Below are 25,269 nucleotides of genomic sequence, written 5' to 3' on the forward strand. Positions count from 1 at the left end.
CACCGAAATCTTCTTATGTGAATAAGTTAATGTCGATAGGCTTATTTTCAACACATCAAGGAGGAAAGGGAATGCGTTGGCTTACAAAAGGTTTATTATTAGGTGTCATTGCTTTGTTACTCCTTTCTTTGACGGCATGTAATAAAGCAGAGCTAGAAAAAGTCAAAGTAGGAGAAGTAACTCGTTCAATTTTCTATGCGCCTCAATATGTAGCACTTGAGAAAGGTTTCTTCGAGGAGGAAGGTCTTTCTGTTGAGCTACAAACGATTGCAGGTGGCGATAAAACGATGACGGCGTTACTGTCAGATGGAATTGATATAGCTTTAGTTGGGTCGGAGACGTCTATTTATGTCACATTACAAGGTGCAAATGATCCTATTCAAAATTTTGCACAGTTAACACAAACGGATGGTACCTTTTTAGTGGCAAGAGATAAGATAGATAATTTTTCGTGGGATCAATTGAAGGGCTCAACGTTTTTGGGGCAACGTAAAGGTGGAATGCCACAAATGGCAGGTGAATTCGTGCTGAAAAAACATGGCATCGACCCTGTAAATGATTTAACGCTCATTCAAAATATTGATTTTGCCAACATTGCTACTGCTTTTGCATCAGGTACTGGTGACTATGTTCAATTATTTGAACCTACTGCGAGTGTCTTCGAGAAAGAAGAAAAAGGTTATATTGTAGCTTCGTTTGGAACGGAATCTGGTAATCTTCCTTACACGTCCTTTATGGCCAAAAGTAGTTATTTAAAGGATGAAGCTTCAACTGTTCAAGCTTTTACAAATGCTTTGAAACGAGCACAGGATTTTGTGCAAAATGAGAGTGCTGCTGAAGTAGCAAAGATTATTCAACCGTATTTTGAAAATGTGGATATAGAGATAATTGAAACGGTAATTGAGCGATATAAAGCACAGGGCTCTTATGCTACTGACCCAATCCTTGATGAAGGAGAGTGGGATAACTTGCAAACAATTATGGAGGAAGCAGGTGAACTTCCTCAACGTGTGGAGTATGAAAAACTTGTGAACACTACTTTTGCCAAAAAGGCTGCTGAGTAATATGGAATTTTTACAGCTGGAGAATATTCACCATAGTTATTTTTCAAGTACACAGGCAAAGGAAGTATTACGTGATATCAGTTTAGCCATTCATGAAGGAGAGTTTGTTTCGTTTATTGGGCCGAGTGGCTGCGGTAAAACCACATTATTATCAATTATTGCAGGATTATTCCCTGCCACTGAAGGCAATGTTTATATAGATGGTGAAAAGCTATCAGCAAGTAATCAATCAAGCATTGGCTATATGCTTCAGCAGGATTATTTATTTCCTTGGAAGACCATTGAAGAAAACGTCACAATTGGCTTGAAAATAATGGAGAAAAGTCATAAAACACATAAAGTAACGGCCAATGCGTTATTACAGGAAGTAGGATTACCACAAGTGGGGAACAATTACCCTCGAGAGTTATCAGGAGGTATGAGGCAACGTGTCGCCCTTGCTCGTACCTTAGCTGTGAATCCTAAAATTTTATTATTAGATGAACCATTTTCTGCATTAGATTATCAGTCGAAATTAAAGCTTGAGGATTTAGTGGTGGAAACATTAAAAACTTATAAAAAGACTGCTATTCTTGTGACACATGATATTGGTGAAGCAATCGCGATGAGTGAGCGTGTAGTTCTATTTTCTGCAAACCCAGGGACAGTTCACAAGGTGTTTGAAATACCTAAAGCCCTTAATGAACTATCACCTTTTGATGTAAGACAGCATCCAGCCTATGCAGATATTTTCCAAACTATTTGGAAGGAGCTGGAGAGCCTTGGATAATACATTATTTAAGCAATATCAGCAATTGTTAAAAAAAGAAAAACGCTATGTTCGAGTATATCAGCTTATTATTTTACTGCTATTCTTTGGTGGATGGGAGCTGCTTTCAAGATTAGAATGGATTGATCGGTTAATTTTTAGCTCGCCAACTCATGTATGGCATACATTTATTGAGAAAGTCATTGACGGTTCTTTAACATTGCATGTGAGTGTTACATTAATGGAGACCGTAATTGGCTTTTTAGCAGGGACTCTATTAGGAACATTGATAGCTGTTGTCTTGTGGTGGTCCCCGTTACTATCAAAAGTACTCGATCCCTATCTAGTAATTTTAAACGCGATGCCAAAAGTTGCACTTGGTCCGATTTTGATTGTTGCACTCGGCCCAGGTTACTTTTCTATCATAGCTATGGGTGCATTAATATCCATCATTATAACAACGATTGTTGTATATACTGCATTTAAAGGTGTCGATCCAAATTATAGTAAGGTTTTACAAACCTTTGGAGCGACAAGATGGCAAATCTTTCGTGAGGTCATTTTGCCAGCCTCATTTCCTACGATCATTTCGACCTTGAAAGTGAATGTTGGTTTATCATGGGTAGGGGTTATTGTAGGGGAATTTTTAGTAGCTTCAAAAGGACTTGGTTATTTAATTATCTATGGCTTCCAAGTATTTAATTTTAACCTGGTCCTTATGTCACTTCTGATCATTGCCTTTTTTGCTACGATAATGTATCAAGTTGTAGAATTAGTTGAAAAAGCGATTATTAAAAATAATGGATAGTAGAAAAAAGAGGTGTCTCAAAATAGAGGCACCTCTTTTTAATCTGTTCTTTAGTTAAAATTCTTTATCCATCTGGGGTGAAGTACGATAAAAACGGAAATTGCCCGTTTCCATTCGTGCTACAGTATTTTCTGAAATGCGATCATGACAAATATCGCACATATAAGTATGAATTGGTCGATTACGCAATTTTTTTGCTAAAGGTAGATTATCATCTAAATTATGAATCGTATCGCAAATAACGCATTTAACGCGCATTGCATTCCCTCCTATTCAGCGCGAATGGCTGATACGTTTTTAATAGGATTGTCAATATTTGAACCGTCTCTTAGTAATACATGGATTGGACCGTCTTCTAAAAGAGGCTTACCGTCTTGGCTATATTTTAAAATAAGTGTATAAGCTTCTTCAATTGTAAAAGGATATTCTTGACCATCTTTGCAAGTTAAGACGATTTTTGTCGCTTCTGGTTTAATTTCAGCATTCTTCAAGAAATGACTTAATTCGATACCAAATGTACCTGTCTCCATTCCTTTACGGTCAAATTTCCTTTCTGATTTTAATGTAGGCGGGAATGTTGCTCCTTCCATAATTTCACGTGACCAGTGTGCTCCTACTTCACGCATATATTTGACGTCAGCATCTTCCTCAACATTTTGAGTAGTGAAGTAAGTGTTTAAATCTAATTTACGATCATCGAAAATCCACACAGTAGGATCTAATGTTAGTTGGTATGTGACTGCACCTGTGATAGGAATTATTGTTTCCATAATAGAAATCCTCCTCAAATCTTGTATATCCATGACATAGTATAACGCTAATGCCTAGAGATAATAAAGAAATATAATTCGAATTCTCTATTTTCCAATGAAGACACTTGCATTTTTATCGACTAAAAGATAAACTTTATTAAGATAGAATCGAAGAAATATCAGATAATGGGGGCGTCCTCATGGATACGAAATCACAAACTTCTTTTCAAGAGAAGGCTTTGGAGCTATTAGTTGCTGATGCAGATAAGATTGCTCGCCTTATTCGAGTACAAATGGATCATTTAACAATGCCACAATGCCCTTTATATGAGGAAGTATTAGATACACAAATGTTCGGTCTATCACGTGAAATTGATTTTGCTGTGAAGCTTGGGTTGATTGAACGTGAAAAAGGCAAAGAAATTCTCGATTCACTCGAGAAGGAACTTTCTGTACTACACGACGCGTATACAGACAAATAAAAAGAAAAACTCAAACGCTTCTTTGCGCTTTGAGTTTTTTTACTAGAACGAGGTTTTCCGATGAGACAATACTTAAAACGCTATGCACAAAATTTTGATTACCCCTTATTTTTTACGGTCCTATTATTAAGTTTATTTGGGTTAATAATGATTTATAGTTCAAGTATGATGGTTGCTATTGCACAGAAAAAACAGGCACCTGATTATTTTTATCAAAAGCAAGTGACCAATTTAATGGTGGCATTTCTTGGCTTTATCATTACAGCATTTTTTCCATATAAACATTATGCGAATAAGAATATTATGTTGTTACTAACGGTCGTATTGGCGGTGTTATTCACATGGTTAAAATTATTTGGTCATGGGGCAGATGAAGTAGGCTCTCAAAGTTGGATTGCTATTCCAGGATTAGGGAATTTTCAGCCTTCGGAGTATGCGAAACTATTTATAATTTTATATTTTGCAGCTGCTTTTTATCGAAAAGCACAAAAATATACGTTTGAAAAGCTACAACCTACTGAAATTTTTTATCCAATTTTTCTATGGATTTTAGTGGTTGCTGGGGTAGCCTTTGAAACAGACTTAGGAGCAGTGATTATTCTATGTGGTATTGCTGTTTCAGTTGTAGCTTCAAGTGGTATTCCATTTAAAACATTTTGGAAATTTTTTGGTGTATTAGGTGCATTTGGTACAGCTATTCTTGGTATTCTATGGCTATTTAAGGGAGAGCTACTAACAGGAAATCGAAAAGGACGGATATTGTCTTACTTAAATCCGTTTGAATATGAGGATGGTAGTGGTCACCAAGTGGTGAATAGTTATTATGCCATTGGCGGAGGCGGCTTAGAGGGACGTGGTCTAGGTCAATCCATTCAAAAATTAGGTTACTTACCTGAACCACAAACAGATTTTATTATGGCAATTATTATGGAGGAATTAGGAATATGGGGAGTTTTAATTGTCCTAGGTGGTTTAGGATTTATTGTATATAAAGGTTTTTCTATTGCATTGCGAACTAAAGATCCATTAGCACGCATGATTGCGGCTGGTATTGCGAGCTGGATAGGCTGGCAATCATTTATTAATCTTGGGGGTGTAACCGGGTTAATCCCGTTAACCGGTGTAACGTTACCTTTTATAAGCTATGGCGGTACATCTATAATCATTCTATCTTTAGCGATGGGAATATTAATCAATGTTTCTATGTTTGAAAAGGTAGAGAGGAAAAAAACACAATCATAAAGGGGGATACCTATGGAATCAATCAACAAAATTCTCGTAGCCAATCGAGGAGAAATTGCAATTCGTATTTTCCGTGCTTGTACGGAGCTGAATATCCAAACTGTTGCCATCTATTCAAGAGAAGATAGTGGTGCTTTTCATCGCTTTAAAGCAGATGAAGCTTATTTAGTGGGAGCTGGCAAGAAACCAATCGATGCTTATTTAGATATTGAAGGTATTATTGCCATCGCAAAAGATGCAGATGTTGATGCGATTCATCCAGGGTATGGTTTTTTATCAGAAAACGTGGAATTTGCACGTCGCTGTGAGGAAGAGGGCATTGTCTTTATCGGACCAACTTCTCAGCATTTAGATATGTTTGGAGATAAGGTCAAAGCACGTTCTCAAGCCATTGCGGCTGAGATTCCTGTTATTCCTGGTACAGATGGCCCAGTAGCCGATCTAGCAGAGGTAGAGACGTTTGCTAGCAATTATGGTTATCCAGTTATGATTAAGGCAGCACTTGGCGGCGGTGGTCGTGGGATGCGTCTAGTCCATAGGCCAGAGGATCTTGCTTCCTCCTATGAAAGAGCAAAATCTGAGGCAAAGGCTGCTTTTGGTTCCGATGAAGTATATGTAGAAAAAGCAATCATAAAACCAAAACACATTGAAGTACAAATTATTGGCGATAAACACGGCAATATTGTGCATTTATATGAGCGTGATTGCTCAATTCAGCGTCGACATCAAAAAGTGGTAGAAATTGCGCCATCTCATTCGATTTCACAAGAGTTAAGAAATCGTATTTGCGATGCAGCTGTGAAATTAATGAAGAATGTCTCGTACATAAATGCAGGGACAGTGGAATTTTTAGTCGCAGGAGACGATTTTTATTTCATCGAGGTAAACCCTCGCATTCAAGTAGAACATACAATTACAGAAATGATTACAGGTGTTGATATCGTCCATGCCCAAATCAAGGTAGCGGCAGGCTATGAACTTCACAGTGAAGAAATTCATATGCCAAAGCAAGAAGACATGCCAATGATTGGCTATGCCATTCAAGCCCGTGTGACAACAGAAGACCCTGCAAATGACTTTATGCCAGATACAGGAAAGTTAATGGTTTACCGCTCAAGTGGTGGTTTTGGCGTGCGATTAGATGCCGGGAATGGATTCCAAGGTGCTGTCGTAACACCATACTATGACTCTTTATTGGTTAAAATTTCCACTTCGGGTATGAACTTTAAAGAAGCTGCTGCGAAAATGGATCGTAATTTAAAAGAATTCCGTATTCGTGGCGTTAAAACAAATATTCCGTTTTTAAATAATGTGGTGACACATGAGAAGTTTTTATCAGGAGCCTTTGATACTAGCTTTATTGATACAACACCAGAGCTTTTTGAGTTCCCTGTCCGTAAAGACCGTGGAACAAAGCTGTTAAGCTATATAGGGAATGTGACCTTAAATGGCTTCCCTGGTGTAGAGAAGAAATCAAAACCTATCTTTGTTCAGCCAAACCAACCTAAAATTGATCCTTTAATTTTACCACCAGCAGGTACGAAGCAGATTTTAGATACACAGGGAGCAGATGGCTTAGTCCAGTGGATTTTAGCACAGGAAGACGTACTACTAACAGACACTACATTCCGTGATGCACACCAATCTCTACTTGCAACACGTGTTCGTTCACAGGATATGTATCAAATTGCGGATGCAACAGCTCGCATGATGCATCAGTTATTCTCACTGGAAATGTGGGGCGGGGCAACATTTGATGTAGCGTATCGCTTCTTAAAAGAAGATCCATGGGAGCGACTAGCGAAACTCCGTGAGCAAGTGCCGAACGTGTTATTCCAGATGTTACTGCGTGGAGCTAATGCTGTTGGTTATACAAACTATCCTGACAATCTAATCCGAGAATTTATCGCTGAATCAGCTTCATCAGGAATTGATGTATTCCGTATTTTCGATAGCTTGAATTGGATTAAAGGCATGGAAGTAGCAATAGATGCTGTGCGTCAATCTGGAAAAATTGCTGAAGCGGCAATCTGTTATACAGGGGATATCCTCGATGACAGCCGTGCGAAATATTCAGTGCAATACTATAAGGATATGGCCAAAGAGCTTGAAGCAGCTGGAGCCCATATTTTAGCAATTAAAGATATGGCCGGTTTATTGAAACCAGAAGCGGCGTACCGTTTAATTTCCGAGTTAAAAGAGACGACAAGTCTGCCAATCCACTTGCATACACATGATACTAGTGGCAATGGAATTTATTTATATGCTAAAGCGATAGAAGCAGGTGTTGATATCATAGATACAGCGCTTGGATCTATGGCAGGCCTAACATCTCAACCGAGTGCAAACTCCTTGTACTATGCAATGAAGGGCGGCAAACGTGAGGTACGAGCAGATATCGATGCATTAGAAAAATTATCGTACTACTGGGAAGATGTTCGTAAATACTATAAAGATTTTGAAAGTGGCATGATCAGCCCACATTCTGAGATTTACGTACATGAGATGCCTGGTGGTCAGTATAGTAACTTACAGCAACAAGCAAAAGCTGTAGGGCTTGGTGATCGATGGGAAGAAGTGAAACGCATGTATTCCCGTGTAAATCTACTATTTGGTGATATTGTTAAAGTGACACCATCCTCCAAGGTGGTAGGTGATATGGCTTTATTTATGGTGCAAAATGATCTAGACGAAAATACGGTCTTAACAAGAGGAAAAACGATTGACTTCCCAGATTCTGTGATTGAATTCTTCCAAGGTTATCTTGGGCAGCCGCATGGCGGGTTCCCAGAGACATTACAACAAGTAGTATTAAAAGATCGTGAAGCAATTACAGTTCGTCCAGGAGAATTATTAGAGCCTATTCAGTTTGATCAATTAGAGGCTGTACTAGAGGAAAAGTTAAATCGTCCAGTTACGAAAAAAGATGTACTGGCTTATGCACTTTATCCAAAAGTCTTTGAGGAATATGCGAAAACAGCAGAATCCTTTGGCAATATTTCAGTTCTTGACACACCGACATTCTTATATGGCTTAAAGCTTGGAGAAATTATTGAGGTCGAAATTGAAAAAGGTAAAACATTGATTATTAAACTCGTTTCAATCGGGGAACCACAACACAATGGAACACGTGTCCTTTACTTTGAGCTCAATGGACAATCGCGTGAATTGGTGATTCAAGATATGACTGTTGAGGTTGATGGCAATTTAGCGTTAAAAGCCGATCCAAGCAATCCAAACCAAATTGGTGCTACAATGCCAGGTACTGTGTTAAAAGTTGTTGTTTCTAAAGGTAGTCCTGTTAAACGTGGGGATCATCTGTTAATTACAGAAGCCATGAAAATGGAAACAACTGTCCAAGCACCTAAAGACGGCATTGTAAAAGAAGTATATGCGAGTGCAGGAGATGCGATTTCTACAGGGGATCTATTAATTGAAATTGAATAGATAGTCGTGAAAAAAGGTTATTAGATGCTTTTTATTGCATCTATATAACCTTTTTTATTGTGTTAAGCGATAAATCATATACAATTTGATTACTTAATCAAAAAAATGTTAGGCTAATCAATCAGGAGGGTTCTATGGATAGCAATAAAAATACCTTTATTCCGGAAGCAAGAAAGCAGCAAATTATTGAAGCTACGATAACGCCACTTGATGATATAGGCTATGTAAAGGCGAGTTTAGCACAAATCGCTAAACGTGCTTCTATCAGCACAGGCAATAATTTCTTATCACTTTGTAGATCGACAAGATTTAATCAACCAAAGTACGCAGACACTAATTGAGCAATCCACAACTTTTATTTTGACAAAAACATATTCTGCCAGTGACCCTGTCACACAATTAGCAAACTTCATAGAGGCAAGCATTGCTTATCAAACGACACACCCAAAAGAAAATGCAGCATTATTAGAAATTGACTTCAACGCTCGGACTGTACAAGACATCCCTTACTATAAACTGCCGGATGAAGAGGAAGACCCACTTTTGACGGCATTATGAAATATTTTAGGAGATGGAAAAAACAGGGGACATTTAGTGTTCGCTCTGTCAATGTAATGGCAAAAGTAATTCAAGGAGCGATTGGTGAATACATGCTTATAGGGGGACCGCTTGTTATTGCGGCAGAGGATTACAGTCTCGAAGTAACAAATATTATATGGACAGCAATGAAAGTAGAGGGGCAAAAAAATGCTTAGAGCGCTATTCAACTGGATGTTAGTCATTGGTTTAATTTTATTAGGAGGCCGTCTCGTAACACTAATTTGTCGATATTTCGACATTCCCTTTACAACATTTTTTAAAGATTATGCACTAGTATCCATGATTATCTTAATTGTTGGAATTATAGGAACTGAAGCTATGAAGAAACAAAAATAGTCATAGAAAAAAGATTCGACACATCTTTGGTGGCGAATCTTTTTAATAGGCTATTTCTTTTTCTCATTATAATTACTTCTAGCAACTAGCATGATCATATAGCATAATAAACCGAATAAAAGGGAAATAAATAATGAATGCAGTAAAGCTACCGTTAAATTCAGTTTAGTAAGGACTACTAACATACCTGCAATAACTTGTAAAACTACTATAGAAAAAGCAATTATCCATCCATAGTATATAACACGTTGATGTTTATATTCCTTTACAGCGTGCCAAGTTATGTATGCAATCCAAATGAAAATAATAAGAACAGCTAATCGATGTCCCATTTGCACCCATTCATACATATTATTCGGGGGTGCGAAAGGTGTTTCATTATAGCAAAATGGCCAATCAGGACAAATTAAGCTCGAATCTGTATGACGAACTAGCGCCCCTGTATAAACGACTAAATAAGAATAAATTGTGACAGCAATTGTATGCCAACGTAACTTTTTACCAATAAATACGTTATCGGCATCAAATTTCCGATCGACTTCAAATACAATCATAGAGAGAAGAAGAACCGCGGCAAAGGAAATCAGAGATATCCCAAAATGAAGTGCTAAGATGAAATCACCTTGCCCCCATAATACTTGAGCTGCTCCAATAAGAGCTTGCGCGATTAAGAAAAACATTGCTAGGAAACCTAATAGTTTTACTTCGCGAATATGTCCGAGCTTACGCCATGTCCAAACGGTTAACACAAGAATTGAAATAGATACAACTCCTGTTACGAGACGATGTGAGAATTCAATAAGGACTTCTGGTGTAATCTCCTTTGGAATAAGAGATCCATTACAATCAGGCCAGTTTCGACCACAGCCTAGGCCACTATCTGTTTTGGTAACGAGAGCCCCACCTAGTAATATAAGGAGCATCCCTACTGTAGCGGCAACAGCAAACCACTTCAAATACCTGTTGTGTTGCATAAAATGAGTCACCTACTTTATCTATCAACATTACAAGCACGTAATGTTTCTGCTACTAGATAATATCGAAAATACGTATAAAAAACAACTTGTAAAGAGAAGGGACTACTAGATGTCGATTCCATTTCACAAATTGTTCATAATTTCGTGCTTTAACCTTCACAATTCATTTTAGAAAATGTTTTACTATAGATATGTTGTTTTTAATTATATTTCTAGACAAAACTAATTTTTACAACTTCATCTAAATTTCACTTAATGTCTAGAAATCAATCGCAAATTTCGCTATAGTTATTGTTAGCGGAATATGCTTACAAAAATGAAAGGAGAGGTATTATGTCAAACGGTCGTACACTGGCGGCTACTAGAAATACTGGTCCTGAAACAACATCTGTTGTAAAAGATTTCTTAGCACTAATAAAAATTGGAATCGTTAACTCGAATCTTGTCACAACGTTTACAGGGATGTGGCTGGCTTTTCAGTTTACTAGTAGACATTTCTTGCAAGAGCTTGATGTCATATTTTACACCATGCTGGGTGCGGCATTAATCATTGGTGGCTCAGGTGCAATGAATAACTTCATTGATCAGGATATAGATCCTATCATGAAAAGAACAAAGGCAAGACCGACAGTGACAGGCAGATTTAAGCCAAACTTTGTGTTGACCATTGCCCTCTCATTTTTAATTGTAGGTGAAATTTTGTTATTTGCGGCATCGTTTGCAGCCGGCATGTGGGGACTAGTAGGAATATTTGCTTATGTCGTTCTGTATTCAATGTGGTCAAAGAGGAAGCATGTTAGTAACACGGTTGTAGGTAGTATTTCGGGGGCTATTCCTCCTGTTATTGGATTCGCGGCGATTGAGCCTGCCTTAGGTCCAGGAGCACTAGCTTTATTCCTTATCATGTTTGCATGGCAACCACCACATTTCTATGCGCTTGCTATGAAACGGACTGAGGAATATCGTGCAGCTAAAATACCAATGCTACCTGTTATAAAGGGATTTAAACGTACAAAGTACTCAATGTTATTCTGGATTCTTTTATTATTACCGTTACCTTTCCTTTTAACAGAGCTTGGAATTGGCTTTTTAACTCTTGCTACTGCATTGAACTTGGGTTGGTTAATACTAGCTCTGAAAGGCTTTACAACAAAAGATGATATGAAATGGGCAAATAAAATGTTTATTTATTCGTTGAATCATATGACCATACTATTTGTAGCCATCATAATATTTGCGGTGTTTAGCTAAAGTTAGGGATTCTTTCTTTTTATAAGAATTCATATAGACAGAACTGATGTCCTAGGTACACATGAAAATACAACAAAGAAAGAGGGGTTTAATTAAGCTATGATGAAAGGGCTTAAAAAATGGCGTCTTTTTTCACTTCTAGCAGTGATGATGGTTTTCCTTTCAGGTTGTGGTGAAGATTATCTTTCTACACTAAAACCATCTGGAGAAGTAGGTAAACAACAATTAAATTTATTACTGTTAACTACTGTAATTATGACGCTAGTAGTAGTAATAGTATCCGTTATCTATTTACTTGCATTCCTAAAATACCGTCGTGCACGCGTAGGTGAAAATGTTATACCTAAGCAAGTAGAAGGTAGTCATACTTTAGAAGTGATTTGGACAGTTATTCCGATTATTTTATTATTAATTATCGCTGTACCAGTTGTTACAACTACTTATAAATTTGCAGATGTTGCTGCAATGGATGAGGTAGATGAAGAAGGGAACAAAACAGCCCTAACGATCAATGTAACGGCAAAATTATACTGGTGGGAATTCGAATATCCTAACCAAGGTATCGTAACGGCTCAAGAGCTAGTGGTACCAACAGGTGAAAAAGTTTACTTTAATTTAAAAGCTGCCGATGTTAAGCACTCATTCTGGATTCCTGCTGTAGGCGGTAAAATGGATACAAACGTGGAAAACTTAAACAAATTCTACTTAGTATTCGATAAAGAATCAAAAGATCTTAAAGATGGCGTATTTTATGGAAAATGTGCTGAATTATGTGGACCTTCACATGCATTAATGGACTTTAAAGTAAAAACATTAAGCCCTGATGCATTTGATGCATGGGTTGATGCAATGAAAGCAACTGAAGGACAAACTGCTGACAAAGCTTCCACTGATCTTGGTGAAGCAACTTTTGCTAATAGCTGCTTAGGCTGTCATGCTATCTCTGGTTCAGGAGCAGGCGGTACACCAGGTCCAAACTTAACTACGTTTGGTGACCGTAACCGTGTTGCTGGTTTCTTAGAGCATAATGAAGAAAGCTTAAAAGCTTGGATTAAAAACCCTGAGGAATTTAAACCAGGTAACTTAATGATGAATGCTGAAGGCACTGCGCCTATCTACGGTAATTTATCTGATGAAGAAATTGAAGCTCTTGCAACTTACATCATGGGCTTATCAGTAGAAAAATAATTTTCGTTCTATGTAACAAATTTTGAGGGAGGTAAAAGTTGTGAGCTCATACACACAGAAAAAGGGCTTTGGAGCAGCTGTCTGGGATTACATCACTACTGTTGACCATAAAAAGTTAGCAGTGATGTATTTATTAGCCGGTACATTGTTCTTCGCTATCGCTGGTTTTGAAGCATTATTAATGCGTATTCAATTAATGAAACCAAATAATGATTTCGTATCAGCTGGTTTTTTCAATGAATTATTAACAATGCACGGAACAACAATGTTATTCCTAGCTGCTACGCCACTACTATTCGCATTTATGAACATGCTTGTACCATTACAAATTGGTGCACGTGACGTTGCATTCCCGTTCCTTAACTCATTAGGGTTCTGGTTATTCTTCCTAGGTGCAGTATTCCTTCACCTGTCATTCTTTATGGGTGGCGCTCCTGATGCGGGCTGGACTTCTTATGCATCATTATCTTTATACTCTCCAGGACATGGTATTGATTTCTATGTTCTTGGTTTACAAATTTCAGGGGCAGGTACATTAATTTCAGGTCTTAACTTTATCGTTACGATTATTACAATGCGTGCTCCAGGTATGACATTTATGCGTATGCCATTATTCACTTGGACTGCTCTTGTATCAAGTGCCTTAATTTTATTCGCATTCCCTCCATTAACAATTGGTTTATTAATGATGTTATTTGACCGTATGTTCGGTGGTAACTTCTTTGACCATACAATGGGTGGTAACACAGTAATTTGGGAACACTTATTCTGGATCTTCGGACACCCAGAGGTTTATATCTTAGTATTACCAGCATTCGGTTTATTCTCTGAGATTATTCCAGCGTTCTCTCGTAAACGTCTATTCGGATACTCTTCAATGGTATTCGCTACAATTTTAATTGGTTTCTTAGGGTTCATGGTTTGGGCTCACCATATGTTTACAGTTGGTCTTGGGCCAACAGCAAACGCAATCTTCGCTGTTGCAACTATGGCAATTGCGGTTCCAACAGGTATGAAAGTATTCAACTGGATCCTAACTATTTGGGGCGGATCAATTAAAGTTACAACACCAATGCTTTATGCACTTGGATTCATCCCGTCATTCGTTGCGGGTGGTGTTACAGGGGTCATGCAAGCATCTGCACCTCTTGACTATCAATTACATGATTCTTACTTTATCGTTGCTCACTTCCACTACGTAATCGTTGGTGGTATCGTTACAGCATTATTTGGTTCAGCGCACTTCTACTGGCCAATTTTCTTCAACCGTATGTTAAACGAAACGCTTGGTAAAATTACTTTCTGGGTATTCTTTATCGGATTCCATTTAACATTCTTCCTTCAACATTTCTTAGGTTTGATGGGTATGCCACGTCGCGTATTCACTTACATGGAAGGTCAAGGTTGGGATCAATTCAACTATATCTCTACAATCGGTGCATTAATGATGGGTGTAGGGGTTATCTTAATGGTAATCAACTGCTTAATGTCTATTAAGGGCAAACCAGCAGGACGCGACCCATGGGGCGATGGACGTACTTTAGAATGGTCAATTCCACAACCAATTCCATTCTATAATTTCCGTCAAACTCCACTTGTTCGTGGTTTAGATCCATGGTGGATTGAAAAACAAGAAGGTAATAAAGAAGTAACATTTGCTGAGCCACTAGGTGATATCCATATGCCAAATAACTCAGCTATTCCATTCGTTATTTCATTAGGTATGTTTATTGCAGCATTTGGTGCACTTTACAATCCAGACGCAGATAAGCCGTGGTCTATCTATGTATTAATCATTGGTTTAGCTATTACATTTGGTGCAATGATTGCTCGTTCTGTTAAAGACGATCATGGTTTCCATTTACACAAAGAAGAAATTCTTGAAATTGAAGAACATCTTTACGGCAAAGGAGGAAATAAATAATGGATTTCAATACTAAATTTACTCCTCATACTTGGCCAGATCATCCTGAACAAGCTACGATGGAAGGTAAAAATAAAGTCGTTGGTTTCTGGATTTTCCTTGCCTGTGAAGTTGTACTTTTCGCAAGTTTATTCGCTACTTATTTAGCGCTTAAGAACAAAGGGCCAGCTGGCATGGAGTTCACAACTCAAGGTTTATTTGAATTACCATTAGCATTTGCTATGACGATGTTATTATTAACATCATCACTAACATCTGTTTATGCAATTTACCATATGCGTAACTTTAACTTTAAAGGTATGCAAACTTGGTTAGCGATTACATTAGCTTTAGGTCTTGGATTCTTAGCACTTGAAATCTATGAGTTCAACCACTATGTGCACCTTGGTTTTACATTTAATCAATCTGCATTTGCAACAGCGTTTTATTCTTTAGTTGGTACACACGGTTTCCACGTATGTTTAGGACTTGTATGGATTGCAACATTAATGATTCGTAATGCTAAACGTGGATTAAACCTGTACAATGCACCTAAATTCTTCGTTGCTGCTTTATATTGGCACTTTATCGACGTGGTTTGGGTATTTATCTTTACAGTAGTATACTTGATGGGAGTGATCGGATAATGTCTTCACACGATACACCTATAGTTGCTAAGTCACAGGCACAGTATGAGTATGATCGTCATCATAATGCCGTTCATATGCGTAAACAAGTAATCAACTTTGCGATTATGATTTTCTTCACTTTTATCGCATTCGCAGTAGTTGCAGCTGATTTTTCTAAATACTTAATTATGCCATTCGTATTATTATTGGCTGGCGTTCAAGTTGTACTTCAACTGTATTCTTTCATGCACTTAGAAGATAAAAAAACTCACTTTGGTGGCGTTATTGGTTTCTTCATGTGGATGGGAATTTTAATCGCATTTACATTCTTCTTAGCATTTTTAACAATCATTTGGTGGTAATCACCAAAAAAGCACGTTCGTTATTTTGTACGAACGTGCTTTTCTTATGTTTTGAGGTTATTTAGGTATCAAAAGAGGCAAACACTGTTAAACTTAACATTTGTTCACCTTTCGTTCATTGCAGTATAGCTGTAAGCGTTTTATAATAGGAGTACTGAAGTTTAAAGGAGTGCGTTCTATATGCCACTTAGTATATTTGGTTTCCAAGCATTGTGGAGCCCGTATTTAATAGGGGTTCTTGTTTTTATAACAATCATCTATTTTTTAGTCACAACAAAGTGGCGTAAGGATTTTAAAGTAAGCGAACCTTTGAAAAAAAGTGAAGCTATTTACTTTGTTTTAGCAATGATTACCATCTATATTATCAAAGGATCTCCTATCGATTTAATGGCTCATATTATGTTTACCATGCATATGGTGCAAATGGCTATTCTGTTATTGCTGGTCCCTATTTTCTTAATTAAAGGGATTCCTTGGTGGGTTTGGAAGGTGGCTATTGAGGCACCAGTAGTTAGAACATTGTTTAAAGTGCTAACATTACCAGTTGTTGCTGTCTTTGTATTTATTGGTCTATTTTCTTTCTATCATTTACCGTCCATATTGGATTACATTAAATTAAATGAAACATTACATGGTACCTATACATTTGTATTATTTCTATCTGCGGTGTTTATGTACTGGCCTTTAATTCAAAATATGCCAAATAGTAATCAAATGAAGCCTTTGCATAAATTGGCGTATATTATTGCTAATGCTGTTTTAATTACACCTGCTTGTGGATTAATCATCTTTGCCCCAAATGCAATGTATGAGACATACACAAATGGTGATGCATGGTTAAAGGCGATGGAGCTTTGTGTACCAGCCTCTACATTGTCAGGATTATCTTTATCTGGACCTGAGCTATTTACAGACATGAAACCAGTTGCAGATCAGCAATTAGGTGGCGTGTTAATGAAAATCCTACAAGAGCTTATTTTTGGTGTACTAATTGGTACAATCTTCACAAGATGGTATCGATCTGAGCAAAAAGATCCGGATAAAATCACTGCTGACGCTTTAGCTGCCCACCAAAAGAAGTGGGAAAGTCAACAGCAACATTAATTGAAGAATAGAAATTTACTTTGTGTAAGGGGTTTTGACAATGGAATTGCAAATTTTGCCTACTATTAGTACATCGTTTATCGTTATTAGTGCGGTACTAGTAGCGATAGGGTGGGGCTTAATTATAAAACGAAATGTAGAGGGACATAAGAAAGTGATGCTTGCTGCAGGTGTTGCGGCACTTATTTTCTTTATCATCTATGCGTCCCGTACAATCTTTATTGGAAATACAGCTTTTGGCGGTGGAGAAGATTTAAAACCATATTATACGTTCTTCTTGATTTTCCATATTATTTTAGCGACATCTGGAGCTGTGTTCGGTATCGTTAGTATTATTTCAGGTTTGAAAATGAACATTAAATTACACAGACGAATTGGGCCAATTACAAGTATTATTTGGTTCTTTGTTGCCATAACTGGTGTATTAGTTTATTTATTATTGTATATTTTATTTGAGCCTGGTGAAACAACATCAGTAATTAAAGCCATTTTAGGATTTTAAAAAAATCTCCCTCCTTATTTCTGTGCAGGAGGGAGATTTTTTATAGTTGGTTGGAATAGTGAAAGGACTACGACAACCAGTAATGGACCAACTAATATTCCAATAAATCCAAAGATTTTAAAACCGATAAACATGGCAATAAAGGTATTCAAGGAAGAAAGTCCAATTTTATCACCAATAATTTTTGGCTCAATCATTCGTCGGACTAGAAATTGTCCAATGGTTAGTAAAATTAAGACAGCTGCATATAAATAATCGCCAGCAAAGACCTGATAGATTGCCCATGGGACTAATAAAATAAATGAATCAAGAAAAGGGATAAAGTCTAAAACAACAAGTAGAAGTGCTAACAGTATAGGAAAGGGTGTTTTTAAAAAATAAAATGCAGCGAATGATATAGCAAAGATCCCTATCCCTACAAGTAATTGAGCTTTCAGAAATCCAAATAATGCTAGCTTAACACGTTGGCCAATAAAGATTATTTTTTGATGGTAATGAAAAGGAACGGGCGTTAATAATTTACGATTAATTGTTGGTAATTCTAAAAGCAACATATACAACACAATCCAATAAACAAATATATCAAAAAGACGTGTGGGAATATATGTTAGTAACGTTGACCAAACATTGACGTTCGTTAAGGATAAAGAAAATTTTTCGATGGATGCTAAAGCTTTTGCAATCATAAATTGAATTTGTGAAACTAACTCTACAGGTAAATGATAGGTGTAATTGCTGAGCTTCGATTGCATTTGAATCCATAGGGCGGACAATTGATTAAGATAATCAGGTATATCAATAATAAAGGAAGAAAATTGTTTCCAGCTTATATAGAGGATAAGTGCACATAATAATAAAGATATACTTAGAAAAAACAAAAAAAAGAAGAAGACAACGATTTTTCGTTTTTTTCTAAACCGTTTACTCATTCGAACGATGATTGGTTCTAACAATAACGCGGTTAAGTAGGCAAGTAAAATTGGTAATGATATGGAGATGGACCAAAGGATCAGTATACCCATTGCGATAACAATAATGGGATGACGAAAAAAAGGACGATTAAAAAATGATAACATTTTTCTCACCTACATCTTGTAATAGATATAGGTAGTATGAGAAAAAAATTTTTTTTTACTCAAAATAAAAAAAGACTGGACCACCAGTCTTTTTACAACCATGAAGCTATTTATGCTTACTTACCGTCACTTCAATGTACGAAAGATTAGCGTGCGTTAACAGGTTCAAAGTTATTTTTATTTGTAGGCTCGATTGAGAATTGATCTAACTCTAATTTAACCTTTTTTAAGATTTCTTCACATTTTTTTACAAGGTGTGCTGGATAAACCTCGTCATCGCCATATTCAACACCATGTGGATAATAATATTTACCAAGGACTGGTTTCATTAATGTAAGGATGGCATCGTGTGCACCTACGTCACCAGAAATAGCATATGCGAATACGCGTAGGTAATAACGACCTTCACGAGTATCGAATCGTTTATCGAATGTCATACGCTCGTAATCCCAGCCGCCATCACATTCTAAACCATGTTTTTTCATAATGCTGACAAGTAGCTCTTGATCAGCTGTTAAATTTTCAAGGTTAGTATTTTCAAAATACATGTATAGTCCTCCTTTAGGTTCTCGTACAAAGTATACGCTCATTTTTATAATAGAGCATATTCGACATTGTTGCAATGACAACATTGTGTCAACCCAATTACAATTGATATAATAACTTACAATAATGGTGATGAAAAGGAGTCCTGTATGAAAGCTTTATTCCGCATTTTAATGGTTTGTGGTGCAGTTGCATTAATTGGCTTTATGTTTTTTAATACCCCTAAGGAAAATGAGCCACTAGAAGGCCCAAATACCAATTCGAATATCATACCTCAAACACAGCTAAAGCAGGAACCTGCAATAGGCGCAATGACACGTCCACAAACAGGTATATCCACATTGATAGGAAAAGGCACACAAACTGTTTTAGAACAATATGGGGAGCCTGCAAGAAAAGAGCCGTCTTCATTTGGTTATCAATGGTGGGTCTACAATGAAGATGTTTCAACTTTTTTTATGATTGGCATTGATAATAATATTGTGACACAAATTTACATAGCAGGACAAGAAATTGATGCATTTCCTTTTAAAGTAGGCCAAAAACGTGATGAAATATACAGAATGACGATCATTGATTATGAGGTAGCCGCCACTGTAGGCGAAAATATTTTCATTTTTTCGATGAGTGAAGAAGATATGCAAACAAGGCTGCTTATCAAATTTGATGGTCTTTACGCACAGCTTTACATAGATAGGGAGACAAGTGAGTTGCAAGGGATTCGATATACAGACAGTGAAACACTTGTCCTTCATCAGCCATATGAAATGAGCTATCAAGGGGAGCTTGTTAGACGTACTCCTCCTTCCTCTTTCTTACAGCAAGAAATTGATGTGGCTAGCGCTAAACAATTAGACGATTTGCTAAATGTAACAAGAGTCCATCATGATTTACTTCCTTTAGAAATGGATGAATCCTTGGAGGAAGTAGCAAGAATGCATAGTGAGGACATGAAAGTGCAAAATTTTTTAGCGCATGAATCTCCAACCTATGGCGATCTAAAAAAAAGATTACAGACACAAAAAATCGAGTATAGTGAAGCGAATGAAAACCTAGCAACTGCTTATTTTGATGCGATTGAAGCCATGCATGGCTGGACAAATTCTCCTGAACACAGAAAAGTTCTTTTGAATGATCGATACACCCACGTTGGTTCTGGCGCCTTTGTAGATTATTATACGCAAATATATCTTGAACCTACTACACAAGAACTGGATAGAGAAGAACATGATAATGAAGAGACGAAAAATGAAAAACAAGATAGCGAAGATTCTACAGATAAATCAAATCAAACCTTACCATAACAGAATAATATTCAGATGAAGACAAGCTTTCAACAAACGGGCTTGTCTTCATTTTTTATGTGGAGTTTCTCCTTCTTTTAGGGTTCTACATTTTTCGTCACACCGTTACAAACGCCGTCATATGATAGAGAACTGAGAGGGGGAATGAGGTTTGCAATTAGCAGAGTTATTAAAAGACTGGCCATGTAGCGTGACGGGAGGATCTATACGGACAGAAATTACTGGTGTAGAGGACTATGCGCAGGCGGTACAACCTGGTGATATATTTATTGTGCGAAAAGGAAAAAAAACATCGGGAAGTCGGTTTGTCAAAGAGGCATTGGCACGTGGAGCTGCTGCCATCGTTTCAGAAGAAAGTATCTCTTTGCCAATTATAGATAAAGAAATTCCATTTGTATGGGTTCCAAATACAGCATTATTTTTATCGTATGCAAGTGCGAAGCTTGCTGCTTTTCCAGCAGAAGCTTTAACTGTTATCGCCATTACAGGTACAAATGGAAAGACTACAGTGAGCCATTTTGTCAGTCAGCTTCTAAATGCACTACATAAACATGCAGCAGTTATTGGAACAGTTGGCTTTTTCATCAATGGTGAGAAACAACAAACGGCTTATGAGCAATTAACAACATTGCAAGCTAAAGAATTACACCCCATTCTTAAGCAATGTGTGCGGAAAGGTGTGACCCATGTTGTATTAGAGGCTTCTTCAATGGGGTTGCAGCAGCATAGGCTCGATCATTGTGACATTGACTGTGGTGTATTTTTAAATTTATCAGAAGATCATTTAGAAGATCATGGAGGGTTAGAAGCTTATAAACGTGCCAAAAAACGTTTAGCGGATTTATCAAAAAAGCTAGTATTAAATGGAGATGATAATTTTTGCCGTTCTGTTGGCATTTATGATAAGAAAAAATCTTGCTCATTTGGTTTTGATAATCACAATGATTTACATATCCAAATCGTCAGTGAATCAGTTGGCAAAACCGTACTTTGTTTACAGACTTCCGCGAGTGAGCATATTGTAGAAATTCCTTTTGTCGGTAAATACCATGTGCAAAATGCTGTTGCTTCCTTAATGGCTGTATGGCGCTTAGGTATACCTATGGAAGATATAGTAGGACATATGTGGTCATTAAGGCTACCAGAGGGCAGGCTGGAGAAGATTGAAAATCCATTAGGAATTGATGTTTATGTAGATTATGCCCATACAGCAGAAGCTTTACAAGCGGTATTGCAAACCTTTGATCGCTCTAAAACAATTTACCTTGTCTTTAGTTGTGGAGGAAATCGAGATAAGGCGAAACGCTTTGCAATGGGGGCAGTAGCAAGTAAATACGCTGATGTTATTTATTTAACGACAGATAATCCACGTGATGAAGATCCTATTGTGATTAATGAAAGTATTATTGCTGGTTTTACAGAGCAACAATATTATGAAATTTATTTAGATCGCAAACTTGCTATCCATCAAGCATTAGCAAAGGCAGAAAAGGGTGACATTGTCCTTGTTGCCGGAAAAGGGCATGAACAAACACAGCAAATTAAAAATCAAAAGTTCCCTTTTTCCGATCAACAATGTGTTAAAGACTATTTTGCGAGTTTAATTACGGACGACGCTGAATAACGAAGAAAGATCCTGTAGCAATAGCAAGCCTGCGACCAGTCTCATCTTCAATATCACATTCCATGACAAGCGTTTGGCGTCCCTTATGAACAAAACGACCACGTGCAATCAATTCTTTATTTGTGGTGGTAGCAATATACGATACATTCATATTCGTAGTAACTACATTATAGCCCTCAGGCACAGAGCGCGAAGCAAGCCCTCCCATAGCGGCATCAGCAATCGTTGCAACAATACCTCCATGTGGCACCTTTATCGTATTGTGGATGACCGGTGTAATAGGGATACGGACCTCACTGACCTCAGTCTCAAATTTACCTACCATATGTAAAATAGCATTAATATAACGACGGTGAATGCCCTGCTGTTTCTCCCGTAGGCCCTTTAAAAGATGTAATAAAACTTCTTCATCTTCCTCGGTACTGTTTTGTAAAATCTCGGCAACTAACTGTTCAACCTGATCCTTAGATGTTGTCATCATTTTGAAAACCTCTTTCATGAAAATTATCATTAATGTAAAATTACCATAAAATCTGTTATGATGGGAAAGAGATTGGGGGAATTAAAGATGATGATGACCTCTGACTGGGTAATCATTTTGGATGAGGCGGAAGCGCTTTGTGAGATGATTCTTTCCTCAGAACCTGCGATGGCGCTACAACAAGCGTATGAAGCTGTATATAGTGATGCACAAATTGTAGAAGCTATATATGCATTTAATCGCATGAAAGAGCAGTACGAAGATGTACAACGTTTCGGAAAATATCATCCGGACTACCATACAATTATGAAGTCGATTCGCCAACAGAAAAGGGCACTTGACTTAAATGAGAAAGTTTCAGCCTTGAAAATTGCTGAAAACGATTTTCAGGATTTACTTGATGAGATTAGCCTATTAATAGGAAAAACTGTCTCTGAAGCGGTAAAAGTTCCTGTTAGTAATCCATTCTTTGCATCTGGTTCATCTTGCGGTGGTGGATGTGGCTCGGGCGGTTCATGCTCCTGCTCAGCGTAAATAGGATGTGTGTATATAGCATATCTCTTCTAGACTGTAGACAACTCGAAGGCAATAACTGAGTTAGTTTACAGTCTTTTTTATAATTAAATTGAAGGAGGAAACATTAATGAAAACTTATCGAATTGCTGTAATACCTGGAGATGGAATAGGAAAAGAGGTTGTGCCAGCTGCAATAAAAGTTCTTGACCAGGCAGCGTTGTTAGATGGACGCTTTCAATTTGAATGGACAACCTTTCCATGGGGCTGTGAATACTATTTAGAGACAGGGAAAATGATGCCTGATAATGGTATTGAGCTGTTAAAACAGTATGATCAAATATTCTTAGGCGCAGTCGGAATGCCTAAATTGGTTCCGGATCATGTATCATTATGGGGCCTTCTCATTAAAATTCGACGTGAGCTACAGCAATCTATTAATGTACGACCTGCAAAGCTACTTCAAGGATTACCATCACCTTTACGACAACCAAATGATTTTGATTTTATAGTTGTAAGGGAAAATTCCGAAGGGGAGTATGCTGAAAGCGGAGGAAGAATACATAGTGGTCAAGATGAGGTGGCAATCCAAAATGCTGTTTTTACAAGAAAAGGTACAGAACGGGCGATGCGCTATGCATTTGAACTAGCCAAAACACGTAATGGACATGTGACAAGTGCTACTAAATCAAATGGGATTACATATAGCATGCCTTTTTGGGATGAAGTGTTTACTCAAGTAGGAAAAGAATATAAAGAGGTAGGTCAAGCATCTAATCATATTGATGCACTAGCGGCATTTTTAGTGATGAAGCCAGAAAATTTTGATGTTATCGTAGCATCGAATTTATTTGGGGATATTTTGACAGATCTAGGCGGTGCAATTATGGGAAGCATCGGTATTGCACCTGCAGCAAATTTAAACATTGAAGGGCAATATCCATCAATGTTTGAGCCTGTCCATGGTTCTGCACCAGATATAGCTGGTCAAGGAATTGCCAATCCTATAGGACAAATTTGGACAGGTAAGATGATGCTCGATTTCCTTGGTTATCAAGATGTGGGAACAAGGATATTGAATGCTATAGAGCAAACAATAGCGCGGGGTATAAAAACGCCTGATTTGGGTGGAGTTGCCACACTAAAAGAAGTAACAGATGCAATCTTAGATTATTTAACATAAGTATTCCTGTAATGGAAAGTAATAATGGGGCTAACATTTACATGAAAGGGAAGCACATCCGTTCAGTGTGCTTCCCTTTCATTCCTTGTCTTATTTAGACTCTTGAACCTGTAATAACTCAACAGCAATATCCGGACGATCGGTAATAATGCCCTTTGCCCCATTATTGAGTAGTTTTTTCATCGTATCTAGGTCATTGATTGTCCAATAGTGGACAGGTATATTGAGGTTGTTTAAAAACTGAATAAATTTAGGAGAATCTAATGCAATAACCCCTGACTTTGGAGGAATTTGAAAAACATCCACTTTAGGGTGATATAAATGTCCAAACTGACTTGAGAAGGAAGCAAATGCTTTTCTGACATCTGATTCACCTGCACCAAGTGCTACTTGATTTTGAGCATATAAATTAAAACGATCTATTTGCTCACCATAAAAGCTTGTCACAACAACACGATGTTCAGCTTGAAGTTCTTCGATTAAGCGCCAAAGTTTAGAAGGCATCAGACTCCCTTCATAAGTATCTGGAGCATCTTTGATATCAATATTGATTAACATGTTTGGATAGGTTTCCAGCAACTCTCGTAAAGTTACGACTTTCAATTTATCCTCTCGATATGGGAAATTTCCATCTAAATCTTCAAATTGGTAGCCATGGTTCAAGGCATTGATTTCTGCCAACGTCATATCTGCAATGAGCCCATAGCCATCCGTTGTACGTTCAACTGTCTCGTCATGGAAAACAATAATTTCCTCATCTTTCGTTAGGCGAATGTCGATTTCAAAGCCATCAACACCTAGCTGTACAGCTTTTTCAAATGCAACCATTGTATGTTCTGGTGCTAAAAGAGCTCCGCCACGATGTGCAAGAATTATGGGGCGTTCAAATTGTAATGCTTGTTTACCTTCGCGTTGCTGTGGTTTGGAAATAGCTTTACTGCCTGCCCAAGCTGCTGCACTTGCTGCTGCAATTGCAAGCGCAATTTTTGTTTTCTTACCCATATTCGTCCTCCTTAAAAATTATCCTCATATAAAAAGTTGTAGTGAAAGCATTGTTTAATTAATAGTAGTAAGTACAGGGACTACTATTAAAATTAGTTACTAGTATAAATGAATGATGATTTTTTTATGCCGATTTTTGCCATCC

General features: G+C 37.5%; 28 protein-coding genes. 21 read left to right on the forward strand and 7 right to left on the reverse strand.

The window, feature by feature from the left end:
- Positions 1-71: 71 nt before the first annotated feature.
- From NP781_RS01550 to NP781_RS01560, 3 genes are read left to right on the forward strand one after another with little or no spacing between them, the layout of a single operon-like run.
- Positions 72-1,064: an ABC transporter substrate-binding protein gene (locus NP781_RS01550; RefSeq protein ID WP_257521262.1), complete on the forward strand. Its 993-nt coding sequence runs from the start codon at positions 72-74 to the stop codon at positions 1,062-1,064.
- A 1-nt stretch (position 1,065) separates the two neighbouring features.
- On the forward strand, positions 1,066-1,833 hold the full coding sequence (locus tag NP781_RS01555) for an ABC transporter ATP-binding protein (protein WP_221679682.1): 768 nt from the start codon (positions 1,066-1,068) through the stop codon (positions 1,831-1,833).
- Complete coding sequence (locus NP781_RS01560; protein WP_221679684.1) at positions 1,826-2,620, forward strand: ABC transporter permease; 795 nt, start codon at positions 1,826-1,828, stop codon at positions 2,618-2,620. Before NP781_RS01555 ends, NP781_RS01560 begins: the two co-directional genes overlap by 8 nt.
- A gap of 54 nt (positions 2,621-2,674) precedes the next feature.
- Here NP781_RS01560 and NP781_RS01565 read toward each other — a convergent pair whose 3' ends face one another.
- Positions 2,675-2,878, reverse strand: coding sequence for a YlaI family protein (locus NP781_RS01565; RefSeq protein ID WP_048394712.1), 204 nt, complete (start codon positions 2,876-2,878; stop codon positions 2,675-2,677).
- Positions 2,879-2,889: 11 nt separating this feature from the next.
- Positions 2,890-3,390 carry a molybdopterin-binding protein gene (locus NP781_RS01570; RefSeq protein WP_036077076.1) on the reverse strand — a complete coding sequence of 167 codons (501 nt, stop codon included), beginning with the start codon at positions 3,388-3,390 and terminating at the stop codon, positions 2,890-2,892.
- A gap of 182 nt (positions 3,391-3,572) precedes the next feature.
- On the opposite strand from NP781_RS01570, the gene NP781_RS01575 reads away from it, so the two are divergent.
- From NP781_RS01575 to NP781_RS01605, 7 genes are all read left to right on the forward strand, one after another.
- Positions 3,573-3,854, forward strand: a complete 282-nt coding sequence (locus NP781_RS01575; protein WP_004224778.1) for an Fpa/YlaN family protein — start codon at positions 3,573-3,575, stop codon at positions 3,852-3,854.
- Positions 3,855-3,914: 60 nt separating this feature from the next.
- Positions 3,915-5,096, forward strand: a complete 1,182-nt coding sequence (locus tag NP781_RS01580; protein ID WP_004224780.1) for an FtsW/RodA/SpoVE family cell cycle protein — start codon at positions 3,915-3,917, stop codon at positions 5,094-5,096.
- Between the two features lie 12 nt (positions 5,097-5,108).
- The gene (gene pyc, locus NP781_RS01585; protein WP_257521263.1) at positions 5,109-8,543 is read left to right on the forward strand and encodes a pyruvate carboxylase; all 3,435 of its coding nucleotides are present in this window, start codon (positions 5,109-5,111) and stop codon (positions 8,541-8,543) included.
- A 134-nt stretch (positions 8,544-8,677) separates the two neighbouring features.
- Positions 8,678-8,884: a hypothetical protein gene (locus tag NP781_RS01590; RefSeq protein ID WP_257521264.1), complete on the forward strand. Its 207-nt coding sequence runs from the start codon at positions 8,678-8,680 to the stop codon at positions 8,882-8,884.
- Between the two features lie 19 nt (positions 8,885-8,903).
- Complete coding sequence (locus NP781_RS01595) at positions 8,904-9,101, forward strand: hypothetical protein (RefSeq protein WP_255600449.1); 198 nt, start codon at positions 8,904-8,906, stop codon at positions 9,099-9,101.
- Positions 9,098-9,298 (forward strand): hypothetical protein, encoded by a 201-nt coding sequence (locus tag NP781_RS01600; protein ID WP_255600451.1) that lies wholly within the window; start codon positions 9,098-9,100, stop codon positions 9,296-9,298. The genes NP781_RS01595 and NP781_RS01600 overlap by 4 nt, the downstream gene beginning before the upstream one ends.
- Complete coding sequence (locus NP781_RS01605) at positions 9,291-9,479, forward strand: hypothetical protein (protein WP_004224783.1); 189 nt, start codon at positions 9,291-9,293, stop codon at positions 9,477-9,479. Before NP781_RS01600 ends, NP781_RS01605 begins: the two co-directional genes overlap by 8 nt.
- A 50-nt stretch (positions 9,480-9,529) precedes the next feature.
- Here the strand turns inward: NP781_RS01605 and NP781_RS01610 are convergent, their stop codons facing one another.
- Positions 9,530-10,453, reverse strand: a complete 924-nt coding sequence (locus NP781_RS01610; protein ID WP_004224784.1) for a COX15/CtaA family protein — start codon at positions 10,451-10,453, stop codon at positions 9,530-9,532.
- A gap of 336 nt (positions 10,454-10,789) precedes the next feature.
- Between NP781_RS01610 and cyoE the strand changes: the two genes are divergently transcribed.
- The 7 genes from cyoE to NP781_RS01645 all read left to right on the forward strand — a co-directional run bounded on the left by cyoE (position 10,790) and on the right by NP781_RS01645 (position 17,395).
- A complete protein-coding gene (cyoE, locus tag NP781_RS01615; protein ID WP_004224785.1) occupies positions 10,790-11,707 on the forward strand; it encodes a heme o synthase in 918 nt (305 codons plus the stop codon).
- A gap of 99 nt (positions 11,708-11,806) precedes the next feature.
- On the forward strand, positions 11,807-12,895 hold the full coding sequence (coxB, locus tag NP781_RS01620; protein ID WP_016992772.1) for a cytochrome c oxidase subunit II: 1,089 nt from the start codon (positions 11,807-11,809) through the stop codon (positions 12,893-12,895).
- A 40-nt stretch (positions 12,896-12,935) separates the two neighbouring features.
- Positions 12,936-14,819, forward strand: a complete 1,884-nt coding sequence (gene ctaD, locus NP781_RS01625; protein WP_004224787.1) for a cytochrome c oxidase subunit I — start codon at positions 12,936-12,938, stop codon at positions 14,817-14,819.
- On the forward strand, positions 14,819-15,445 hold the full coding sequence (locus NP781_RS01630; protein ID WP_257521265.1) for a cytochrome c oxidase subunit 3: 627 nt from the start codon (positions 14,819-14,821) through the stop codon (positions 15,443-15,445). The genes ctaD and NP781_RS01630 overlap by 1 nt, the downstream gene beginning before the upstream one ends.
- Positions 15,445-15,789 carry a cytochrome C oxidase subunit IV family protein gene (locus NP781_RS01635; RefSeq protein WP_004224789.1) on the forward strand — a complete coding sequence of 115 codons (345 nt, stop codon included), beginning with the start codon at positions 15,445-15,447 and terminating at the stop codon, positions 15,787-15,789. The genes NP781_RS01630 and NP781_RS01635 overlap by 1 nt, the downstream gene beginning before the upstream one ends.
- Before the next feature lie 180 nt (positions 15,790-15,969).
- Complete coding sequence (gene ctaG, locus NP781_RS01640; RefSeq protein ID WP_004224790.1) at positions 15,970-16,893, forward strand: cytochrome c oxidase assembly factor CtaG; 924 nt, start codon at positions 15,970-15,972, stop codon at positions 16,891-16,893.
- A 40-nt stretch (positions 16,894-16,933) separates the two neighbouring features.
- Complete coding sequence (locus NP781_RS01645; protein WP_016992774.1) at positions 16,934-17,395, forward strand: DUF420 domain-containing protein; 462 nt, start codon at positions 16,934-16,936, stop codon at positions 17,393-17,395.
- Positions 17,396-17,409: 14 nt separating this feature from the next.
- Here NP781_RS01645 and ytvI read toward each other — a convergent pair whose 3' ends face one another.
- The gene (gene ytvI / locus NP781_RS01650) at positions 17,410-18,471 is read right to left on the reverse strand and encodes a sporulation integral membrane protein YtvI (protein ID WP_257521266.1); all 1,062 of its coding nucleotides are present in this window, start codon (positions 18,469-18,471) and stop codon (positions 17,410-17,412) included.
- Between the two features lie 146 nt (positions 18,472-18,617).
- Positions 18,618-19,019 (reverse strand): YugN family protein, encoded by a 402-nt coding sequence (locus tag NP781_RS01655; RefSeq protein ID WP_004224795.1) that lies wholly within the window; start codon positions 19,017-19,019, stop codon positions 18,618-18,620.
- Positions 19,020-19,166: 147 nt separating this feature from the next.
- Here NP781_RS01655 and NP781_RS01660 point away from each other — a divergent pair, with 147 nt between their 5' ends.
- Positions 19,167-20,321: a CAP domain-containing protein gene (locus NP781_RS01660; protein ID WP_257521267.1), complete on the forward strand. Its 1,155-nt coding sequence runs from the start codon at positions 19,167-19,169 to the stop codon at positions 20,319-20,321.
- 151 nt (positions 20,322-20,472) lie between these two features.
- Positions 20,473-21,945 carry a UDP-N-acetylmuramoyl-L-alanyl-D-glutamate--2,6-diaminopimelate ligase gene (locus NP781_RS01665; RefSeq protein ID WP_257521268.1) on the forward strand — a complete coding sequence of 491 codons (1,473 nt, stop codon included), beginning with the start codon at positions 20,473-20,475 and terminating at the stop codon, positions 21,943-21,945.
- Here NP781_RS01665 and NP781_RS01670 read toward each other — a convergent pair.
- Positions 21,926-22,426: a PaaI family thioesterase gene (locus NP781_RS01670; RefSeq protein WP_221679699.1), complete on the reverse strand. Its 501-nt coding sequence runs from the start codon at positions 22,424-22,426 to the stop codon at positions 21,926-21,928. The two genes, NP781_RS01665 and NP781_RS01670, sit on opposite strands and share 20 nt — an antisense overlap.
- 87 nt (positions 22,427-22,513) lie before the next feature.
- On the opposite strand from NP781_RS01670, the gene NP781_RS01675 reads away from it, so the two are divergent.
- Both NP781_RS01675 and NP781_RS01680 read left to right on the forward strand, forming a co-directional pair.
- Positions 22,514-22,960, forward strand: coding sequence for a YlbF/YmcA family competence regulator (locus NP781_RS01675; RefSeq protein ID WP_004224800.1), 447 nt, complete (start codon positions 22,514-22,516; stop codon positions 22,958-22,960).
- A 109-nt stretch (positions 22,961-23,069) separates the two neighbouring features.
- Positions 23,070-24,122 (forward strand): tartrate dehydrogenase, encoded by a 1,053-nt coding sequence (locus NP781_RS01680; protein ID WP_257521269.1) that lies wholly within the window; start codon positions 23,070-23,072, stop codon positions 24,120-24,122.
- A gap of 90 nt (positions 24,123-24,212) precedes the next feature.
- Here the strand turns inward: NP781_RS01680 and NP781_RS01685 are convergent, their stop codons facing one another.
- Positions 24,213-25,124 (reverse strand): glycerophosphodiester phosphodiesterase family protein, encoded by a 912-nt coding sequence (locus NP781_RS01685; protein WP_221679704.1) that lies wholly within the window; start codon positions 25,122-25,124, stop codon positions 24,213-24,215.
- Between the last annotated feature and the right edge of the window lie 145 nt (positions 25,125-25,269).

The organism is Lysinibacillus sp. FN11, from assembly GCF_024628845.1.
Taxonomy (GTDB): domain Bacteria; phylum Bacillota; class Bacilli; order Bacillales_A; family Planococcaceae; genus Lysinibacillus; species Lysinibacillus capsici.

What these genes read in the sequence shown, in the direction of transcription:
- NP781_RS01550 (WP_257521262.1), top strand. Translation starts at nt 72, where the DNA reads ATGCGTTGGCTTACAAAAGGTTTATTATTAGGTGTCATTGCTTTGTTA.
- NP781_RS01555 (WP_221679682.1), top strand. Translation starts at nt 1,066, where the DNA reads ATGGAATTTTTACAGCTGGAGAATATTCACCATAGTTATTTTTCAAGT.
- NP781_RS01565 (WP_048394712.1), bottom strand. Translation starts at nt 2,878, where the DNA reads ATGCGCGTTAAATGCGTTATTTGCGATACGATTCATAATTTAGATGAT.
- NP781_RS01570 (WP_036077076.1), bottom strand. Translation starts at nt 3,390, where the DNA reads ATGGAAACAATAATTCCTATCACAGGTGCAGTCACATACCAACTAACA.
- NP781_RS01575 (WP_004224778.1), top strand. Translation starts at nt 3,573, where the DNA reads ATGGATACGAAATCACAAACTTCTTTTCAAGAGAAGGCTTTGGAGCTA.
- NP781_RS01580 (WP_004224780.1), top strand. Translation starts at nt 3,915, where the DNA reads ATGAGACAATACTTAAAACGCTATGCACAAAATTTTGATTACCCCTTA.
- pyc (WP_257521263.1), top strand. Translation starts at nt 5,109, where the DNA reads ATGGAATCAATCAACAAAATTCTCGTAGCCAATCGAGGAGAAATTGCA.
- NP781_RS01590 (WP_257521264.1), top strand. Translation starts at nt 8,678, where the DNA reads ATGGATAGCAATAAAAATACCTTTATTCCGGAAGCAAGAAAGCAGCAA.
- NP781_RS01600 (WP_255600451.1), top strand. Translation starts at nt 9,098, where the DNA reads ATGAAATATTTTAGGAGATGGAAAAAACAGGGGACATTTAGTGTTCGC.
- NP781_RS01605 (WP_004224783.1), top strand. Translation starts at nt 9,291, where the DNA reads ATGCTTAGAGCGCTATTCAACTGGATGTTAGTCATTGGTTTAATTTTA.
- NP781_RS01610 (WP_004224784.1), bottom strand. Translation starts at nt 10,453, where the DNA reads ATGCAACACAACAGGTATTTGAAGTGGTTTGCTGTTGCCGCTACAGTA.
- cyoE (WP_004224785.1), top strand. Translation starts at nt 10,790, where the DNA reads ATGTCAAACGGTCGTACACTGGCGGCTACTAGAAATACTGGTCCTGAA.
- coxB (WP_016992772.1), top strand. Translation starts at nt 11,807, where the DNA reads ATGATGAAAGGGCTTAAAAAATGGCGTCTTTTTTCACTTCTAGCAGTG.
- NP781_RS01630 (WP_257521265.1), top strand. Translation starts at nt 14,819, where the DNA reads ATGGATTTCAATACTAAATTTACTCCTCATACTTGGCCAGATCATCCT.
- NP781_RS01635 (WP_004224789.1), top strand. Translation starts at nt 15,445, where the DNA reads ATGTCTTCACACGATACACCTATAGTTGCTAAGTCACAGGCACAGTAT.
- ctaG (WP_004224790.1), top strand. Translation starts at nt 15,970, where the DNA reads ATGCCACTTAGTATATTTGGTTTCCAAGCATTGTGGAGCCCGTATTTA.
- NP781_RS01645 (WP_016992774.1), top strand. Translation starts at nt 16,934, where the DNA reads ATGGAATTGCAAATTTTGCCTACTATTAGTACATCGTTTATCGTTATT.
- ytvI (WP_257521266.1), bottom strand. Translation starts at nt 18,471, where the DNA reads ATGTTATCATTTTTTAATCGTCCTTTTTTTCGTCATCCCATTATTGTT.
- NP781_RS01655 (WP_004224795.1), bottom strand. Translation starts at nt 19,019, where the DNA reads ATGTATTTTGAAAATACTAACCTTGAAAATTTAACAGCTGATCAAGAG.
- NP781_RS01660 (WP_257521267.1), top strand. Translation starts at nt 19,167, where the DNA reads ATGAAAGCTTTATTCCGCATTTTAATGGTTTGTGGTGCAGTTGCATTA.
- NP781_RS01670 (WP_221679699.1), bottom strand. Translation starts at nt 22,426, where the DNA reads ATGATGACAACATCTAAGGATCAGGTTGAACAGTTAGTTGCCGAGATT.
- NP781_RS01675 (WP_004224800.1), top strand. Translation starts at nt 22,514, where the DNA reads ATGATGATGACCTCTGACTGGGTAATCATTTTGGATGAGGCGGAAGCG.
- NP781_RS01680 (WP_257521269.1), top strand. Translation starts at nt 23,070, where the DNA reads ATGAAAACTTATCGAATTGCTGTAATACCTGGAGATGGAATAGGAAAA.
- NP781_RS01685 (WP_221679704.1), bottom strand. Translation starts at nt 25,124, where the DNA reads ATGGGTAAGAAAACAAAAATTGCGCTTGCAATTGCAGCAGCAAGTGCA.